General features: G+C 67.2%; 10 protein-coding genes. 3 read left to right on the plus strand and 7 right to left on the minus strand.

The features are described 5' to 3' along the window. Positions 1 to 6 precede the first annotated feature (6 nt). From MC45_RS04515 to MC45_RS04530, 4 genes are all read right to left on the minus strand, one after another. Positions 7 to 3,042 carry a TonB-dependent receptor gene (locus tag MC45_RS04515; RefSeq protein WP_038660062.1) on the minus strand — a complete coding sequence of 1,012 codons (3,036 nt, stop codon included), beginning with the start codon at positions 3,040 to 3,042 and terminating at the stop codon, positions 7 to 9. Between the two features lie 160 nt (positions 3,043 to 3,202). Then, positions 3,203 to 4,726 (minus strand): tryptophan halogenase family protein, encoded by a 1,524-nt coding sequence (locus MC45_RS04520; protein WP_038666457.1) that lies wholly within the window; start codon positions 4,724 to 4,726, stop codon positions 3,203 to 3,205. Continuing rightward, positions 4,714 to 6,135 (minus strand): glucoamylase family protein, encoded by a 1,422-nt coding sequence (locus MC45_RS04525; protein ID WP_038660065.1) that lies wholly within the window; start codon positions 6,133 to 6,135, stop codon positions 4,714 to 4,716. The genes MC45_RS04520 and MC45_RS04525 overlap by 13 nt, the downstream gene beginning before the upstream one ends. Then, positions 6,132 to 7,133 (minus strand): LacI family DNA-binding transcriptional regulator, encoded by a 1,002-nt coding sequence (locus MC45_RS04530; protein ID WP_038660068.1) that lies wholly within the window; start codon positions 7,131 to 7,133, stop codon positions 6,132 to 6,134. Before MC45_RS04530 ends, MC45_RS04525 begins: the two co-directional genes overlap by 4 nt. A 168-nt stretch (positions 7,134 to 7,301) precedes the next feature. Between MC45_RS04530 and bglX the strand changes: the two genes are divergently transcribed. Beyond that, entirely contained in the window at positions 7,302 to 9,581 is a 2,280-nt protein-coding gene (bglX, locus tag MC45_RS04535; protein WP_038660071.1) for a beta-glucosidase BglX, read from the plus strand. Between the two features lie 28 nt (positions 9,582 to 9,609). Here the strand turns inward: bglX and MC45_RS04540 are convergent, their stop codons facing one another. Genes MC45_RS04540 through MC45_RS04550 form a run of 3 tightly spaced genes read right to left on the minus strand, consistent with a single transcriptional unit; the run spans position 9,610 to position 15,712 of the window. Beyond that, the gene (locus MC45_RS04540) at positions 9,610 to 10,830 is read right to left on the minus strand and encodes a dipeptidase (RefSeq protein ID WP_038660074.1); all 1,221 of its coding nucleotides are present in this window, start codon (positions 10,828 to 10,830) and stop codon (positions 9,610 to 9,612) included. Then, the gene (locus MC45_RS04545; protein ID WP_038666460.1) at positions 10,830 to 12,923 is read right to left on the minus strand and encodes a penicillin acylase family protein; all 2,094 of its coding nucleotides are present in this window, start codon (positions 12,921 to 12,923) and stop codon (positions 10,830 to 10,832) included. The genes MC45_RS04540 and MC45_RS04545 overlap by 1 nt, the downstream gene beginning before the upstream one ends. 14 nt (positions 12,924 to 12,937) lie before the next feature. After that, positions 12,938 to 15,712: a TonB-dependent receptor gene (locus MC45_RS04550; RefSeq protein WP_245640839.1), complete on the minus strand. Its 2,775-nt coding sequence runs from the start codon at positions 15,710 to 15,712 to the stop codon at positions 12,938 to 12,940. Here MC45_RS04550 and MC45_RS04555 point away from each other — a divergent pair. Both MC45_RS04555 and MC45_RS04560 read left to right on the plus strand, forming a co-directional pair. After that, a complete protein-coding gene (locus MC45_RS04555) occupies positions 15,696 to 16,547 on the plus strand; it encodes an RNA polymerase sigma factor (RefSeq protein ID WP_245640840.1) in 852 nt (283 codons plus the stop codon). The two genes, MC45_RS04550 and MC45_RS04555, sit on opposite strands and share 17 nt — an antisense overlap. Next, the gene (locus tag MC45_RS04560) at positions 16,456 to 17,463 is read left to right on the plus strand and encodes a FecR family protein (RefSeq protein ID WP_038660077.1); all 1,008 of its coding nucleotides are present in this window, start codon (positions 16,456 to 16,458) and stop codon (positions 17,461 to 17,463) included. Before MC45_RS04555 ends, MC45_RS04560 begins: the two co-directional genes overlap by 92 nt. Positions 17,464 to 17,479: the final 16 nt, after the last annotated feature.

Consider the following 17,479-nt stretch of genomic DNA (forward strand, 5'->3'; position numbering starts at 1 on the left):
CGGTCCTCAGAACTTGTAGCGCGCGCCCACCTGGAACGAGCGCGGCACGCCCTGCGTGTCGTTCTCGCGCTTGGTGGGATTGACGCCCGACCCGGCGCCCCAGGCGGTGTAGGTGCGGTTGACCGAGTCGAACAAGTTGAACGCGGCGAAATTGACCTCGAGATCGGTCCCCCACGGCATCCGGAACGTCTTCGAGATCCGCGCGTCGACCGAGGCGTAGCCGACGATCTGGTCGGGCCAGAAGACGCCGCCGAAATTGCCGTATGTGCCGGTCGTGCCTAGGAACTCGGCCGGTGCCGGACGCGTGATGACTTGCCCGAACGACGGTCCCGAACTGAACGTGCCGGTGAGCGACAGCTTGGTGTCCCATGGTCCGCGCGCAATGCCGGTGCCGACGAAACGCCATTTCTCGACGCCGGCGACATAGTTCCAGCCATAGGCATCGACGCGCGGACCGTTGTAGAATTCGTCGCTCTGCAACTCCTGCGCGACGTTGCTCTTCGCCTGCTGCAAGGTGAGCGTCGCGGTGAAGCCCCATTTCGACCCGGTGACGAACGGCTTCTCCGCGGTGAAATAGACCGCGTTATATTCCGCCTTGCCGTCGTTCGAACCGATGTTGAGCTTGCCGCTATAGCCCGGCAGGATACCGGAAGCGGGGAAGTTGTCCTCGATCCACTGATCGCCCTGGCTGGTGTACTGGCCGCTCGGCAGGCGGTTGCCGCGCACATATTTGAAGATGTTGTGGCTGCGGATGTGGCTGAAGGTGATCGACGTCTGCACCACGCCCAGCCGCTTGCGCACGCCGAAGTTGAACTGATCCGAATAAGGCAGCTTCGTATCGTTGTTGAGCAGCCAGACGTCGCCGCCGACGCCGGTCGCCGTCGCCGCGGCGCGCAGATTGTCGACGTTCTTGTAGCTGTCGTTCCACACCAGGGTCGTCGCCGGCAGGATGCCGCCATTGCCCTGGCGGAAGCTGGCGCAGGTCGGCTGCCCCGGCCCGTCGCAGAAGCTGAGCGTGACGGTGCGCTGGTACAGCGCCTTGACCGTCTCGATCCCCGCGGTGATGAACAGCGGCCGGTCGTAATATCGCCCGGCGCCGGCGAACAGCACCGTGTCGCGGTCGCCGTTGATATCGTACGAAATGCCCAGCCGCGGCTGGAACGCCTTCCAATACGGCTTCCGGTTGCTGCCGTTCGAGATATAGTCTTCCGGGTTGATCCCGGCCGCCTGCCAGGGCTGATAGTTGCGCAGCGCGGTGGCGATCGCGTCCGGCGTGACGAACTTGTCGTTCTTGGCGTTGGTCTCATAGTCCCAGCGGATGCCGGCGTTGACCGTGATGTGATCGTTGACCGTCCAATCGTCCTGGATGAACAGGCCGATCTGCGTATCCTTGACCTTCGCCGCCTGGACCGGGACGACCGACACCGCCGCCTGCTGCGGCGTCGACGCATCGAAGGTCGTGTAGGTCGAGGGGGTGAAATAATAGGAGCCGTTGCCGAGATTGTCTTCGGCGCGCGACAGGTCGTTGAGCGATACCTTGACGCCGGCCTTGATGACGTGCGCGTTGCTGAAGAAGGTGACGTTGTTCTTGAACGTCCAGGTCTTCTGATTGTCCGACTGTTCGAAGCCGTTGGTGCCGAGCGCCGCGGCCACCGCACCCGGCTGGCCAAGGATGATCTCCGGACCGCTGCCGGTGCGCGGCGTGCCGTTGAAGACGGTGTTATAGGCGATCGTCGCCTCGTTCAGCCAATTGTCGCCCCGGTGATTCCACTCGAGCTGATAGAGGTCGATCTTCGATTGCAACAGATGGCCGTGCGACGGCACCGACGTGCCGCCGAAATCGGCGAGATTGCTCTCGCGACGGAAGAAGCCGCTGAAATTGACCGTGTCGGCGTTGCTGACGAAGGCGGTGAGCTTGCCGAAATACAGCTTCTGGTGGAAGTCCTGCGCGTAGCTGCCGTTATATTGATCGGCGATCGCCTGCGGCACGACCTGCGACGGCTGATCGGTGTTGGTGGTGCCGAGCAGCACCGCGGCGGAAGGCGCCTTCTGGTCGGTCGCCTCGAACGCGCCGTAGAAATGCAGCACGTCCTTGATGATCGGTCCGCCGAAGTCGCCGCCATATTGCTTGCGGTCGTAATCGGGCTGCTTGAGCGAACCGTCGCGGTTGTTGGCCTTGCCCGGCCGGTCGAAATATTTGGTGCCGTAGAAGCCCTTGGGCTGCCATTCGCCGAAGATCGTACCGTGGAAATCGGTGCCGCCCGACTTGGTCACCGCGGTGATGATCGCCGACCCCGCCTGCTCGTACTCGGCCTTGAAATTCTGCGTATCGACCTTGAACTCCTGCACCGCGAGCTGCGGGAACGGGTTGCCCTGACTGAAGTTCTGGCCGGCGACGCCGCCGTGATTGACCTGGTTCTTGAGGCTCAGGCCGTCGATGAAGACGTTGACGTTGTCGGCGCTGATGCCGCCCGCCTGCACCTGCCGGTTGCTGCGCCCCGGCGTCACCGAGACGCCCGGTGCGAGCGCGGCGAAGTTGAGGAAGTTCCGGTCGCTTTGCGGCAGGCTCTCGATCTGCTGTTGCGAGACGTTGGTGGAGATTTCGGCGGTGCGCACCTCCTGCGTGCGGCGGCCGGTGACGACGATGTCGCTGCCCGTGCCACTGCCCGCGTCGGCGGAGGTCGTCGTCTCGGTCGCGCCGGCCTCGGTCGCCGCGGCGGGGGTGTTGATGTCGAGCGTGATCGTCTGGCCGACCGGCACGACGACCTGCTGCGGCTGCTGACCGTCGACGGCGACGCGATAGGTGCTCGGGCGAATGCCGGGAATGGTATAGGTGCCCGCATCTTCGGTGCGACCGCGGATGACCTGCCCGGTGGTGAGATCGGTGATGACGACGGCGGTACCGGGCGCGGCGCCCGCGACCTTGCCGCGCAGCGTCGACGTCGACTGGGCCAGCGCCGGCGCGCCGACGGCGAGCGCCATGGCAAGCGCCGCGGCCGAAATGCCGCGACGGAACCGTGCGGCCTGATACCCTGCTGCCATTGCAAACCCCTCCGTCTGTCACCCGATCTTTGCTTGCACCGGCGCGTCGACGAGCGACGGCAGCGGATCGCGCTGGGCATATGAAACCGGTTACTCGCCTCCGTAACCGGTTACAACACGGCTCGCGCTAAAGACTTGGACCGTTGCGCTCCGGCAACAGTCAGGCCTGGCAGTGGCGGGCGATGAACGCTTCGTGCGTCGGCATCCCGGCGGCGACCTCGGCGATCACCTCCTCGACATCGCCGAGAAAGGCGGCGGCCTGTGCGGCGGGGATCATGTCGACCATCGGATCATAGGCCGCGCGCAGGCGCTGGCCGAGCAGGACCTGCACCCAGCTTTCCTCGCGGAACAGCTCGGCCTTGCCGTGCATGAAGAACCGCGCCGACGCCGCGAACAGCGCAAGCCGTTCGGTGAGGCTGTCGGGCACGTCCATATGCTTGACGTAGCGCCAAAATTCCGTGTCTTCGCGGTCGGTGACCTTGTAATGCGCAATGATGAAATCGCGCACGTCGCGATATTCGAAGTCGGTCTGGCGATTGTATTCGGCGATGTCGGCATCCTGAAAGCCGCGCCCGGGGAACAATGCGATCAGTCGGAGGATGCCGGTCTGGATCAGATGGATGCTGGTCGATTCGAGCGGTTCGAGAAAACCGCCGGCAAGTCCGAGCGCGACGACATTCTTCTCCCATGCGCGCTGCCGCTTGCCGGGGCGGAAGCGCACCGGCCGCGGATCGCCGATCGCCGGGGAGTCGAGATGGGCGAGCAACGTCTGCGCGGCCGCCTCGTCCGAGACGAAGCGACTGGCATAGACATGGCCGTTGCCGGTGCGATGCTGCAGCGGGATCCGCCATTGCCAGCCGGCATCATGCGCGATCGAGCGGGTATAGGGCGTCAGCGGCCCCTGCCGTGCGCTCGGCACCGCCAGGGCGCGGTCGCAGAGCAGCCAATGGTCCCAATCCTCGTAGCCGACCCCCATTGCATCGCCGATCAGCAGCCCGCGCATGCCCGAACAGTCGACGAACAGGTCGCCGTCGACCGTCCGTCCGTCGGCGAGCACGACATGATCGAGGAAACCGTCCTGCCCGCGCCGGTTGGCGGCGACGATCCGCCCCTCGATCCGCTGGACGCCCGCCGCCTCGGCGCGGCCGCGCAGGAAGGCGGCGTAAAGCGCGGCGTCGAAATGATAGGCGTAATCGAGGTCGGCGATCGGCGAATTCGGGTGCGCCGGATCGGGCAAGGCGAAGCGGTTCATCCGTGCCGCCAGCGTGTTGAGCGCATAATGATCGAGCGGTCGGCCCTCCCCCATCGACCGCGCCTTGAGCCAGAATTGGTGGCAGTGCAGCCAATAGAGGTCCTGACCGATCTTGCCGAACCCGTGGATGTAGCTGTCGCCGACGCCGCCCCAGTTGCGGAACTCGATGCCGAGCTTGAACGTCGCCTGCGTCGCGCGGACGAACTCGAACTCGTCTATGCCGGCGAGGCCGTTGAAGGTCCGGATAGCGGGGATCGTCGCTTCGCCGACGCCGATCGTGCCGATCTCCGCCGATTCGATCAGCCGGATCGTATAGGCGCCGAGCAAGAGCCGCGACAGCAGCGCCGCGGTCATCCAGCCGGCGGTGCCCCCGCCGACGATCGTGATCGTCTTGAGCGGCGGATTGGGATGGCTCCCGCTCACCCCAGCCATCCGCCGGCGAACCCTGCCCGCGTCAGCCCGCGCCGGATCGTCGGCGAGCGGCGCATCGCCCGCCACACGCCCTCGTCGCGCATATTGGCGATCGCGCCGAGGATCGCGCCCTGATCGATGCCCAGATAATCCCCGTCGACCCAGCCGCTCGTGGCATCCACCGACCCCGCCTCCAGCTTGACGTCGGTATAGCGGAACGACGGGTTGAAGCTGTCGAGGAAGCCATATTTGCCGTAGAGTCCGGGCCATGCCTTCATCGCATTGGCGGCGGGGACGACGATCTCCGGCGCGAAGGCGAGGCTGCCCAGCGCGGCGGTCGGCGCCAGCGTCCCATCGTCACGCTCGTCCGGCTGGCCGAGCGGGCCCCGCGCCGAATAGCCAAAGAATTCCGCGGTCCGTTCCTTGAACGGCAAGCGGAAATTGCCCGGTCCGTCGCAGGCGGTCAGTCCCCAGATATCGCGGCCATAGCCGTCCCAGCGCATGGGATTGGCGATGCAATAGGCGCGATTGGCGTAGGTCGCGCGGCGGCTGTTCTCAAAATAGTCGAAGCCAGCCTGCCGCATCGTCGCATCGCGGACGCCGCGGAAGTCGATCCACATCTGGCTGTACTGATGGCCGAACAGCGGCGCGAAGGCGAGGTGCCGCGTCGTCCCCCGGCCGCGCCAGAAGCCCGGATAGGTTTTGGTCCACGCATCCCACGCCCCGTCGGCGAGCGGCTTGCCCCGGCTGCCGAGGCCGACGATGTAGACCATCATACCCTCGTTATACCCCTCCCACGGCCGCTCGATGAAGCCCTGCCCCGGGTGCCAGCCCATCGATACGCTGCCACGCGCGTTGGTGAACCACGGCCAGTCGGCGCGATCGGTGATTTGCTGCGCCAGCCGCCGGATCTCCGCCTCTGCCGGATCGGCGCGATCGTACCAGGCGCCGGCGAACAGGATGCCGAGGAAGAGAAGCGTGGTGTCGACGCTCGACAGCTCGGTATCGCGGAAGCGCTGGCCGGTCTTCATGTCGAGGAAGTGATAGAAGAAGCCCTTGTGCCCGCTCATTCCCGCCGGCGCGTCGCCCTGCGGCGCGGCAGCGAAGAAGCGCAGCGTGGCGAGCGTCAGGTCGCGCGCGGCTTCGCGCCTGATCCAGCCGCGCGCCACCCCGACGGGATAGGCGGTCAGCGCGAAGCCGACCGCGGCGATGCTGGCGAAAGACGGGGTCGGCCAGCGATCCGGCACCAGCCCGTTGTCGCGATTGGCGAGATCCCAGAAGAAGCGGAAGGTCCGCTGCTCCAGGTCATCGAACCAGCCGGGCAGCGCGGCGCGCGGCGCCGCCCCGGCCAGAGCGGGCAGGCAGGCGGCGGCGGTGGCGAGCGGGGCGCGAGCCAGCAGTTCGCGGCGGTCGATCGGGGCAAAAATCATGTCGACAAGGGTCCGGTGGTGGAGCGGATGACGAGCTCGGTCGCGACGATTTCCGTGTCCGGCGACAGCGCACCGCCGTCGAGCGCATCGATCAGCCGCGCGGTGGCGCTCGCCCCCATTTCGGCGAGGTTGATCCGCACCGTCGTCAGGCCGAGATAGCGGGCGAGCGGAACGTCGTCGAAACCGGTGACCGCGATGTCGCCGGGGACCGCCGCCCCCGCCTCGCGCAGCGCGCTCATCGCCCCCAAAGCCATCATGTCGTTGGCGGCGACGATGCCGTCGCACGCCTCGCCCGTGGCGATCAGCCGGCGCACCGCCGCGACGCCCGATTCCTCGCGGAAATCGCCTTCGATGACGATCGGGTCGCTATCGGGTGCGTGCACCGCCATCGCGGCGAGGAAGGCGTCGCGGCGTTCGCGTCCATCGATATTGCCGTCCGGGCCGCTGATGTGCAGGAGCCGGCGGCGGCCGGTCGCGGCGAGGTGCGCGACCGCTGCCCTGATCCCGGCGGCATTGTCGATCCGATAGGCGGCGCGGCCGGTCGTCTCGCGGCAATTGACCAGCACCGCGGGTACGTCGCGTGGCAGCGCCTCGTCGAGCTCGGCGACATCGAGCTGCGGCGCCATCACGATCAGCCCGTCGACGCGGCCGCGCATCGATCGCATCGCCTGCGCCGCCAGCGCCGCATCGGCGTGCATGTTCGACAGCAGAAGGTGATAGCCGCGCGCCGTGACCTCGCGATCCATGCCGCGGACGATCTCCGAGAAGAATTCGCCGTAGAGGTCGGGCAGGACGACACCGATCGCATGGCTGCGGGCCAGCGACAGACTGCGCGCGCCGGCGTGCGGCACATAGCCGAGCGCCTTCGCCGCCGCGAGCACGCGCGCGCGCATGTCGGGGCGGACGCTGCTATGCCCGTTGAGCGCGCGCGATACCGACGCGACCGATACCTCGGCGACGCGCGCGACGTCGCGGACCGTGGCGGATGCCTGTTTCATGCCCTCCCCTTGCGTGCCATCCCCGACCTTCTATCGTTGCGACACATCTTGTGCGACGCCGGTGAGCTGTGTAACCGGTTACAGGATAGCGTCAACGCGAAAAGCACCGGGTCCTTCGCGGGCTACCCCGGGCACGCGCGACGACGGCGATGAGGGGACGACCTGGATATGACCGACATCACCATCTCGCGGCGTGCGGCGCTGCTCGGCGCCGGGACGATCGCCGCCTGGGCCGCCAGTCCGGCGCGTGCGCTGCTCTCCGCGGCGGCGGACGCCGCCTTGCCCGCCGGGATCGAGGCGATCCTCGCCCGGATGACGCTGGAGGAGAAGGCGGGCCAGTTGCAGCTCAACGCCGCGGCGTGGAGCGGCGGCATCGCCACCGGGCTCAACCCGCCGACGACCGGCGGCCCGAGCTTCGAAGGTCAGCTCGCCGATGCGGTCGCGGGCAAGCTCACCGGCGTGTTCAACGGCAATGGCGCGGTGATGGCGCGGCGGATGCAGCAGGCGGTGATGCGGGAATCGCGGCTGAAGATCCCATTGCTCTTCGCCGCCGACGTGATCCACGGCCACCGCACCATCTTCCCGGTGCCGGTGGCCGAGGCGGCGAGTTTCGATCCCGATCTGGCGATGCGCACCGCACGCATGGCCGCCTATGAAGCCGCGGCGGCGGGGATCGACTGGACCTTCTTCCCGATGGTCGACATCGCCCGCGACCAGCGCTGGGGCCGGACGATGGAAGGCGCGGGCGAGGACACGCTGCTCGGCCAGATGTTCGCCACGGCGCGCGTCCGCGGCTTCCAGGGCAAGCAGCTCGGCGACATCGACGCGGTGATGGCCTGCATCAAGCATTTCGCCGCTTATGGCGCGGCCGAGAGCGGGCTCGATTACAACAGCGTCGACCTGTCGGAGCGGACGCTGCGCGAAGTCTATCTGCCGCCGTACAAGGCCGGGTTCGACGCCGGTGCGATGAGCGGCATGGCTTCGTTCAACGAGATCAACGGCGTCCCCGCGACCGGCAATGCCTGGCTGATGCAGCAGGTGCTGCGCGACGAATGGAAATTCCCCGGCATCATCGTCTCCGATTACACCGGCGACGAGGAGATGATCGCCGCCGGCTTCGCCAAGGACGGCAAGGATGCCGCGCGCCTCGCCTTTCTGGCCGGGGTCGACATGAGCATGCAGTCGAATCTCTATGCGCTGCACCTTGCCGAGCTCGTCCGCGAAGGCGCGGTGCCGCAGGCGACGCTCGACCGGTCGGTGCGGCGCGTGCTGATGGTCAAGCACCGGCTCGGCCTGTTCGACGATCCGTTCCGCCGCATCGATGCCAAGCGCGAGACGGCGCGGTCGCGCACCAAGGCGGCGCTCGCGCTGTCGCGCGAGGCGGCGCAGAAATCGATCGTGCTGCTCAGGAACGACGGCGACCTGCTGCCGCTCGATCCGGCGCAGCGCATCGCGCTGATCGGTCCGTTCGCGAGCGGCCAGCACGACCTCAACGGGCCATGGGTGGTCTATGGCGACAACAACCAGGCGATCGATCTGGCCACCGGCGTCAAGGCGGCGGGCGCGCGTACCGTCAGCGTGACGCCCGGTTCGGGTGTCGAGGAGCCCATCGCAGGCGGGATCGACGCGGCCGTCGCGGCGGCGCGTGCCGCGGATGTCGTCGTGCTCGCGATCGGCGAGAGCGAGACGATGTCGGGCGAGGCGCAGTCGCGCACGTCGATCACCGTGCCCGCGCCGCAGATGGCGCTGGCCGAGGCGGTCGCCGCGACGGGCAAGCCGATCGTCGTGCTGCTCAAGAACGGTCGCGGTCTCGCGCTGGACGGCGCGGTCAAGGCGGCACCGGCGATCGTCGTCACCTGGTTCCTCGGGTCGGAGACCGGCCATGCCATCGCCGACGTGTTGTTCGGCAAGGTCGGCCCGTCCGGACGCCTGCCGCTGAGCTTCCCGCACGAAAGCGGGCAGGAACCCTATTATTACGCGCACAAGGCGACCGGGCGCCCCGCGCCCGACGGCCCGCGCCAGCCGTACAAGGCGCAGTGGCGCACGTCGCCCAATGCCGCGCTCTATCCGTTCGGCCATGGCCTCACCTACGGCAAGGTCGGCTATGCCGCCGCGAACGTGCCGGCGACGCTGGCGTGGGACGGGCGGATCGAGGTATCGGCGACGATCAGCAACACCGGCACGCGCGCCTGCGAGGAGCTGGTCCAGCTCTACATCCGCGACCGCGTCGCCAGCATCACCCGGCCGGTGCGCGAGCTCAAGGCGTTCCGCAGACTCGCGCTGGCGCCGGGCGCGAGCGAGACGGTGCGCTTCACGCTGACCCGCGCGCAGCTCGAATTCCTCGGCGGCGACCTGCGGCCCACGGTCGAACCCGGCACGTTCGACGTATGGATCGCGCCCTCGGCACAGGCGGATGGCGTGCACGGCACGTTCGAGCTGGTGCGCTGATCCCGTTGGCGCATGAACCGTATGCGGCTCATGCGGTGACGGGAATGGTCGGGCGCGCGGCCGGATCGCCCGCGGCCTGCGCCGCATCGAGCACGCGCAGCGCGTTGCCGCCCCACACCTTGGCGACGTCCGCCGCGCTATAGCCGCGTGCGAGCAGCGCCGCGGTGATCTTCGGAAAGGCGGTGATGTCGTCGAACCCCTCGACCCCGCCGCCGCCGTCGAAATCGCCGCTGATGCCGACATGATCGATCCCGGCCACCGCGATCGCATGCAGCAGATGCTTCATCACGTCGTCGAAGGTCGCACGCGGCACCGGCCAACGGGCGTCGATCGCCTTGCGCTCTGCCAGAAACGCTTTGCGATCCGCCTCGGTCATCGTCGCGCGCGGCGGCAGCTTCGCCATCAGCGCCGCCAACGCCGTCTCGCGCGCCGGAATTTTCGGCTGTGCGATCATATAGCCGTCGAAGGCGTTGATCTGCACCACGCCGCCCTTGGCCGCCAGCGCGCGCAGATCGGCGTCGGTGACGTTGCGCGGATGATCAAACATCGCACGCACGCCCGAATGCGACAGGATGATCGGCGCCTTCGACAAGGCGATCGTCTGACGAAGCACGTCGTCGGAAGCGTGACTGCAGTCGATGAGGATGCCGAGCCGATTGGCCTCCGCGACGAACATCCTGCCTTTGGGACTGAGCCCGTGCCATTCGGGCGTGTCGGTCGCGCTGTCGGCGAGGTCGTCGTTCCTGAAGTGGACCGGGCTCATCATCGTGACGCCCAGCCGCTGGAAGCCGCGCATCAGCGACAGGTCGCCCTCGAACGGATAGCCGTTCTCCATACTCATGAAGACGAACCGCTTCTTGGCGGCAACGGCAGCGCGGGCTTCCGCCGAGGTGGTTACCAGCCGGAAGGCGTCGGAATGCCGCGCGACCATCTCGCGGATCTGCACCGCACGCACCAGCGCCGCATCGCGCGCATCGCGATCTCCTTCCGGCGTGCGGGGCCCTTGCGCGGTGAAGATCGCGAAGAACCCGCCGTCGATCCCGCCCTCGACCATCCGCGGGTAATCGACCTGATCGCCGGTGTCGGCCCGGCTGTGGCGGTCCATGATGCTCCAGCCGGGGCGGCCGAGATTGGCGGGGGTGTCGAAATGCGTGTCGAGCACGATCGCCGCCTCATGCACCTGCCGTGCGTCCTGCGCAGAGGCGGCGAGCGCGAACAGCGCCAGCGGCGCAAGCCATGCGGCGCGCATCAGAACGCCGTCCTCTCTTCGACGTGACGTTCCACCTCGGCGCGGTCCCGCCATAAGGTGCGGAAGGTCTTGGTCGTCAGGAAGCGCAGCTGGTCGCTGTTGTGCTTCGATCCGGGCTGGCTCGCATTGCCATAGCTCATCATGCCCACCGCCTTCATCGGTGTGGAGAATTCAATCATCGACACCCAGGTCTCGCCATGGACCGGCGTGCGTTCGCCGTTCTTCATCGGTCCCCAGGTGATCGTCCGGAACACGCCGGTATTGCCGAAGCCGCCGTTGCCCGGCACGCTGACGTCGCCGAGATGGAAGCGCGAGGCTTCGCCGAACGGGCGGTCGAGTGAGCCGTACAATTGCCGGGTCTTCGCCGCCGCCGCCTTCAGCATCGCGACCGCCGCGGCCGGGTCCTTCAGCCCGCGCGGCGTGGCGAGCGGATCGTCGAGCGTCCACTTCACCGCGTAATTGCTTTGGTCGACGAAATTGCGCGGGGCGAACAGCGCCGCCCAGGTCTCGAACAGCAGCGCGCCGCGGGCATCGCCCTCGAATCTGTGGTCCCAGCTCGCGAGCAATGCCGATGCCGCGACGATGTCCGGATCCTTATTGCCTTTCGCCGCGGCGAGCAGATCGGGCAGCAGCCGGTCCGCCATCAGGGACCGGGTTTCCAGCTTGCGCGTGACGAAATCGTCGAACGACAGCTTCGGCGTCGCGGTCATCAGCATGACCGAATGCTGCGCGCGCTGGCTGACCGGGCCGACCGGCGCGACATAGGCAGGGAACGCCTTGGGATCGAGCTGGCGCGGCCAGGTCGCCAGCCAAGGCGGATCGTTGGCGTTCTGGACGAAGCCGCTCGCCGGGTCGACCACCTTGGGCAGGTCGTCATAGCCATGCACGTCGCGCCACACGGTCGCCGGCGTGTCGCCCGCCACCGGCTTCGACCAGGTCGGTACGTCGCCGTCCGCGTGGCGCGGCAGGATGCCGTTGTCGATGTACATGATATGCCCGGCGCGATCGGCATAGACGATGTTGAACATGGGCACCTGCATCCGCCCAAGCGCTCGCTGGAATGCCGCGAAGTCGTGCGCCTTGCCCATGTCGAGATATTGCTGGAGCACGCCCGGGCGATCAAGACCGGCGACCTTCAGCGCGATCGTACCGGTGTTGTTGGGCAGGTCGAACACCGGCCCCTGGGTCGCATAGCGCTGCGTAAAGGCGACCGTCTTCAACCTCCCGTCGGACTGGCGCACCTTGTAGCTCTTCTGCGCGGTGGTGAAGGGCAACACCTTGCCGTCGTAGCGATAACCGCCATCCGCCAGCGTCAGCTTGTAACTGGAATAGCCGAGCATCGTGTTGACGGTATTGGTGAAGCCGAGATCGTCGTTGAACGCGAAACGAAGCACCGGCAGCCCGACCTGCGTCGCGCCATAGACGCTGTAACCGGGCGCGGTCAGATGCGCCTCGTAGTAAGTGAGCATGCTCGGTGCCCAGGGGAGATGCGGGTTGGCGAGCAGCATCGCCTTGCCGCTCGCCGAGCGTGACGGCGCCACCGCCCAGGCGTTGGACCCGCCCGCCTCGTTCGTGGTCGGATCGGCGAGCACCTTGCGATCCGACGCGATGTAGACGTAGTTCATCAGCCGGTGGGCGTGCGCCATCACATCGGTGCCGCTGACCGGCAGCACGCGCCGCATCGCCGGCGCGATCGCATCGGGATGCGCGGCGGCATAGGCGTTGATCCCCGCGGCGAACGCGTCGAGATCCGCCCGCATCTGCGGCGTCTGCTGGCGGAACCACGTCACCGCGCGGGTCGGCACGTCGTTGGCGACGAGCCAGCGGTCCTGCGTCTCGTTGTCCGCGCCGCCCCAATATTCCGCAGCGCGTCCCCGCGCCTCACCGAATAGCTTGAGCAGCAGATTGCCGTGGCTCTGCGCCTGCGCATAGCCGAAGCCCCAGAAGGCGCCTGCCTCGGTCTTGGCATAGACGTGCGGCACGCCGAACGTGTCCCACAGGATCTCGCCGCCTCCGGCATTGCCCTTCGGCGTCGCGGCCGGCGCCGCTGCTGCCAGCCCGAGGGCCGCAGCCCAGATGATCGTCGCGCGCATCGCCCTGTTCCCCATCAGAAATTGACCGCGACGCGGCCGTAATAATAACCGCCGGTGAAGCCGTAGGCGCCGCTGGTCGCGTAGAAGCCCGCCCCGGTGTTGACGTTGGTCAGCGTGTCGTTGCGATCCGGGTAGACGTTGAACAGGTTGTTCGCACCGACCGCCACCGTCAGGCTGTCGGTCGTCCTCCACGACAGCTCGAGATCGGTGATCCACTTCGCGCCGAAGGTACGGTCGTTGATCACGGCATTGCCGAACGATTTGAAGCTGCCATAGCGGACGACACGGGTCGACAGAGTGAAAGCGTCGATCGTCGCGACGTTACCGATGAACAGCTTGGTGCGCGGCAGGTTGACTGTCAGGTTGCTGCGCGACAGCCGGTCGAACAGCACGTAATCCGCGCCCAATGCGGCCAGCTGCGGCGGATTCGCCTTCACGCCGGTGATGATCGTCTTGTTGTAATTATAGCCGAGGTTCCACGCGAGGTTGGCGATCGTGCCGACCGGATGACGATAGGTTGCGACGACGTCGACGCCGCGCGTGCGGGTATCGATCGCATTGGTGTAATATTGCGCGCTGATATCGGGCGACTGGCCATTGGCGACCAAGATCGCCGACACGGCATTGCCGGTGAGCGTCGAGGTGATCGCGATGCGATCCTCGACCTTGATCTGATAGCCGTCGACCGTGACGCTGAGCCGCGGCAACGGCGTCAGCACCAGTCCGGCGCTGAAATTGGTCGATTTCTCCGGTGTCAGCGGTTGTGCCCCCAGCGCCAGGGCGGCGGGCGATCCGACCGGCAGCGTCTTGATCTGCAACAGGTTGAGCGTCGGCGGCGTGCCGATCGTACGGAATTGTCCGGTGGTCGACGCATAGATTTGCTGCGCCAGCGCCGGCGCGCGGAAGCCCGTGCTCGCCGCGCCACGCAGGGCGATCCAGGGCGCGACGGCATAGCGCGCGTTGACCTTGCCGATCAGCGTGTCGCCGCTGTCGTCGTCATAATGTTCATAGCGCAACGCGCCGCCGATCGTCACGTCGCGCGACGGGTCCCAGGCGATATCGGCATAGGCCGCGAGGTTGTTGCGCTTGACGAAGCCGGCGTCGGACGGCTGGAAACCGGCTGCGCCCGAGGCGCCCGGCGTCGGCCGGCCGAGGCTGGACGTATAGGTCCCGGCCGCATAGCTCGCCGGCTCGCCCTGCACGACCTGGTAGCTTTCGATGCGGTGCTGGAGGCCGCCCGACACCTGCAACGTTCCCGCCCCGACCGGGTAGGAGCGGGTAAGGTCGAGCGAGTTCACCGCCTCTTTCGAGATCAGCGACCCGACATAGAATTCCGTCGGACTGGTCGGTCCCAGCGAGGCGTTGATCGTGCGGTCCGCGCGCTGGCGCGAGCGGTTGCGCCCGAGCGTCGAGCTGAAATCCCACTTCCATCCGGCAATGACGCCCCGTGCGCCCACCGCGACCTCGTAATCCTCCTCGCTGATGACAACACGGGGATAGAAGCCGTTGGGATAGACCTGCGGCAGCGAATTGGCGTTGGTCGCGGGACGATAGGTGTAATTGAGGTCCGACTTGCGCTGCCCATAGGTGCCGAACGCATAGAGTTCGACGGTGCCGATATCATAGCCGGCGTTCAACGCCGTGGTGATGCTTTCCTGCGGCATTGATCCGTAATTGGACGTGACCAGCCGGTCGATCGTCGCCTCGCGCGGGTCGAGCGCGCCGTTCACCAGCGGATACAGCCGGATGTTCGAGGCGATCGGTTCGGCGCGGTTCGACGCCTGCTGCTTTTTCGCGCCGGCCGAAAGGTTGACGAACCCATGCTCGCCCAGCGGCAGCCCGAGGTTCAGATCGGCCTGAAACAGCTCGCCGTCGCTACGATCCATGTTCTGGCCCGCGGTCAGCGCGCCAAAGCCGCCCTTCGCATCGTCCTTCAGGATCACGTTGATGACGCCGGCGATCGCGTCCGAGCCATATTGGGCGGCGGCACCGTCGCGCAGCACCTCGATGTGATCGACCGCAGCGGTGGGGATCATGTCGAGGTCGGCCGGGACCGAACCGTTATAGTAATTGGAAACGGCGTTGATGAGCGAGGTTTTGTGCCGACGCTTGCCGTTGACCAGGATCAGCGTCTGGTCCGGATTGAGGCCGCGCAAGCCGCCGGTCGCGATCACGGTCGATGTGCCGCCCCCCGCCCGTGTCGGCAGGTTGAACGAGGGCACCAAGGTGTTGAGCGCGGCGAACACACCGGACTTGCCGGTCCGCTGGAGCTCGGCACCGCTGATGACGTCGATCGGCGTCGGGCTGTCGACGACGGTACGCGGCTGGCCACGGCTGCCGGTGACGACGATGTCGCTCGCCGGCTCGTCGACCTGGTCTGCGGTCGGGGCGGTCGGATCCTGCGCATCGCTGACCTGCGCCTGCTGGAACGCCGGGGTGAGTGCGACCGTGCGCAGCGCGGCGGTACGCATCGGTTGCGGCGGCTTCGCCGACGCCGGCAGCGACAATGCGATCACGCCACCGCCGCTGCGGTTGACGCGCAGACCGGTGCCGGAGAGCAGACGCCCGAGTGCGGCCTCTGCCGACATGCGCCCCTTCACGCCGCCGGTACGCAGACCGGCGACGCGGTCGTAGGGAAAGAGGATCTGCACCCCCGATTGTTCGGCGAAACGGGCGAGCGCGCTCTGCACCGATTGCGCCTCGATCGCGAAGGTGATCGTCGCCGGGGCGGTCGTCGCCGACTGCGCCGCGGCGGCAGGCGCCAACGGCATCATGGCAGTGCCGGTCAACAGCGCGCCGAATATCAAAGCTCTGGTCATCGTCAGCCCCCCGGCAATGGTGTCTCGTTGGGGAAGACGTTCGCCGCGACACAATCTGCTAATCATCATGGCATTTTTATTTCATGATGGCTGGACAGCCGGGGCAAAGGCTGGTCGTATCGTCGCAACATCAAGTCCGCGGGAGAGGAACGCCTTCGTCACGTTCGGGGAGGTTCCGGTGGATTCAAGCACGGGCAACGGGTCGGTCAGGGCCAGGCTCGAATGGTACAAACAGGCCATTCTGCCGCATGAGGGCGCGCTCCGGTCGCGCCTGCGCCGGGTGCTGCCCGATGGCGCCGACGTCGATGACGTCGTGGCAGAGGCGATGACGCGGGCCTATGCGACCGGCGACATCGAACGCGTGCAGTCCGGCCGCGCCTATCTGTACCAGATCGCCCGCAATCTCGTCATCGACGCGGCCCGACGCAGCAAGATCGTGTCGTTCGATCTCATTTCCGATCTCGACCTGATCGGCGTCGACGACAGCGCGCAGGCCCGGCTGGAGGCACGCGATGAATTGCGGCATCTTCAGTCGATCCTCGACACCCTTCCCCCGCAATGCCGGCGCGCTTTCGTCTTGCGGCGGGTGTATGATTGGCCGACGGGTGCGATAGCAGACGAGATGGGCCTGTCCGTTTCTACCGTAGACAAGCATTTAGCACGTGCCGCGCTGAAGATCATGCAGGCGATCGGCGAGTACGAGGGTTCGGGTTTTGGATGGTCCCTGCACAAGCGCAACGATAAGACAGGCGATCGACGCGGAAGCCACGCGACTGTTCCTGGCGGCCCGCGCCAGCGAGGCTGACGCCGATTGGGACGCCGCCTATCGCTGGATCGAGCAGGACCCCGCGCACGGCTATGCCTTCGCCAAGGTCGAGGCGGGTTGGGCGCTTGCCGCCCGGTTGCGCGACTCCCCGCCCGAGCAGTCGATCCTGGCGACGCCCCCGGCCCCGGTGTCGATCGCTACAGCGCGGCAGGATCCGGCACCTACGGTCAGCCGGCGCCGCGCGATGGGCGGGATCGCCGCCGCCCTGATCGCGGCGATCGGCGCGATCGCCTGGCGTCGCGGCGATCGGGACGGCCATTATACGACCGGAATCGGCGAACGGCGCGCCGTGACGCTCGCCGACGGCAGCCTGATGCGGCTCAACACCGATACCGCGGTCATCGTCGATCTGGCACTCGAACGCCGTTCGATCCGGCTGTTGCGCGGCGAAGCGAGCTTCGACGTCGCGCACGACACAAGCCGTCCGTTCGTCGTCGCGGCCGACGAGGCGCGCGTCCGTGCGGTCGGCACCGCCTTCACGGTGCGGCTGCGCCCCGATCTTACCGAGGTGACCGTGAGCGAGGGTGTCGTCGGCGTGCGCGACGGCGGCCGGACCGAGCGCCCGGTCGCGGCGGGCAATGCCGCGGCGATGCGACGCGGGACGATCGCGGTGACGCCGCTGGCGCACGGCGATATCCAGCGACGTCTCGCGTGGCAGGACGGGCGGCTGAGCTTCGACGGCGATACGCTGGAACAGGCGGTCGACGAGTTCAATCGCTATCGCACCGTGCCGATCGTGATCGGCGATCCGACGCTGGCCGGCATCCGGATCGGCGGTACCTTCCGGTCCGATCGATCGGGTGATTTCGCCCGCGCGCTCGAACAGAGCTTCGGCATCCGCGCAATCGAAGGAGCCGACGGTTCCCTGCTTCTGGTTCCGGCAGGCGACGGATAGCAGAAACGCGCGGCCC

This window comes from Sphingomonas taxi, assembly GCF_000764535.1.
GTDB lineage: Bacteria > Pseudomonadota > Alphaproteobacteria > Sphingomonadales > Sphingomonadaceae > Sphingomonas > Sphingomonas taxi.

What these genes read in the sequence shown, in the direction of transcription:
- bglX (WP_038660071.1), top strand. Translation starts at nt 7,302, where the DNA reads ATGACCGACATCACCATCTCGCGGCGTGCGGCGCTGCTCGGCGCCGGG.
- MC45_RS04525 (WP_038660065.1), bottom strand. Translation starts at nt 6,135, where the DNA reads ATGATTTTTGCCCCGATCGACCGCCGCGAACTGCTGGCTCGCGCCCCG.
- MC45_RS04530 (WP_038660068.1), bottom strand. Translation starts at nt 7,133, where the DNA reads ATGAAACAGGCATCCGCCACGGTCCGCGACGTCGCGCGCGTCGCCGAG.
- MC45_RS04545 (WP_038666460.1), bottom strand. Translation starts at nt 12,923, where the DNA reads ATGCGCGCGACGATCATCTGGGCTGCGGCCCTCGGGCTGGCAGCAGCG.
- MC45_RS04540 (WP_038660074.1), bottom strand. Translation starts at nt 10,830, where the DNA reads ATGCGCGCCGCATGGCTTGCGCCGCTGGCGCTGTTCGCGCTCGCCGCC.
- MC45_RS04515 (WP_038660062.1), bottom strand. Translation starts at nt 3,042, where the DNA reads ATGGCAGCAGGGTATCAGGCCGCACGGTTCCGTCGCGGCATTTCGGCC.
- MC45_RS04520 (WP_038666457.1), bottom strand. Translation starts at nt 4,726, where the DNA reads ATGGCTGGGGTGAGCGGGAGCCATCCCAATCCGCCGCTCAAGACGATC.
- MC45_RS04555 (WP_245640840.1), top strand. Translation starts at nt 15,696, where the DNA reads ATGGCAGTGCCGGTCAACAGCGCGCCGAATATCAAAGCTCTGGTCATC.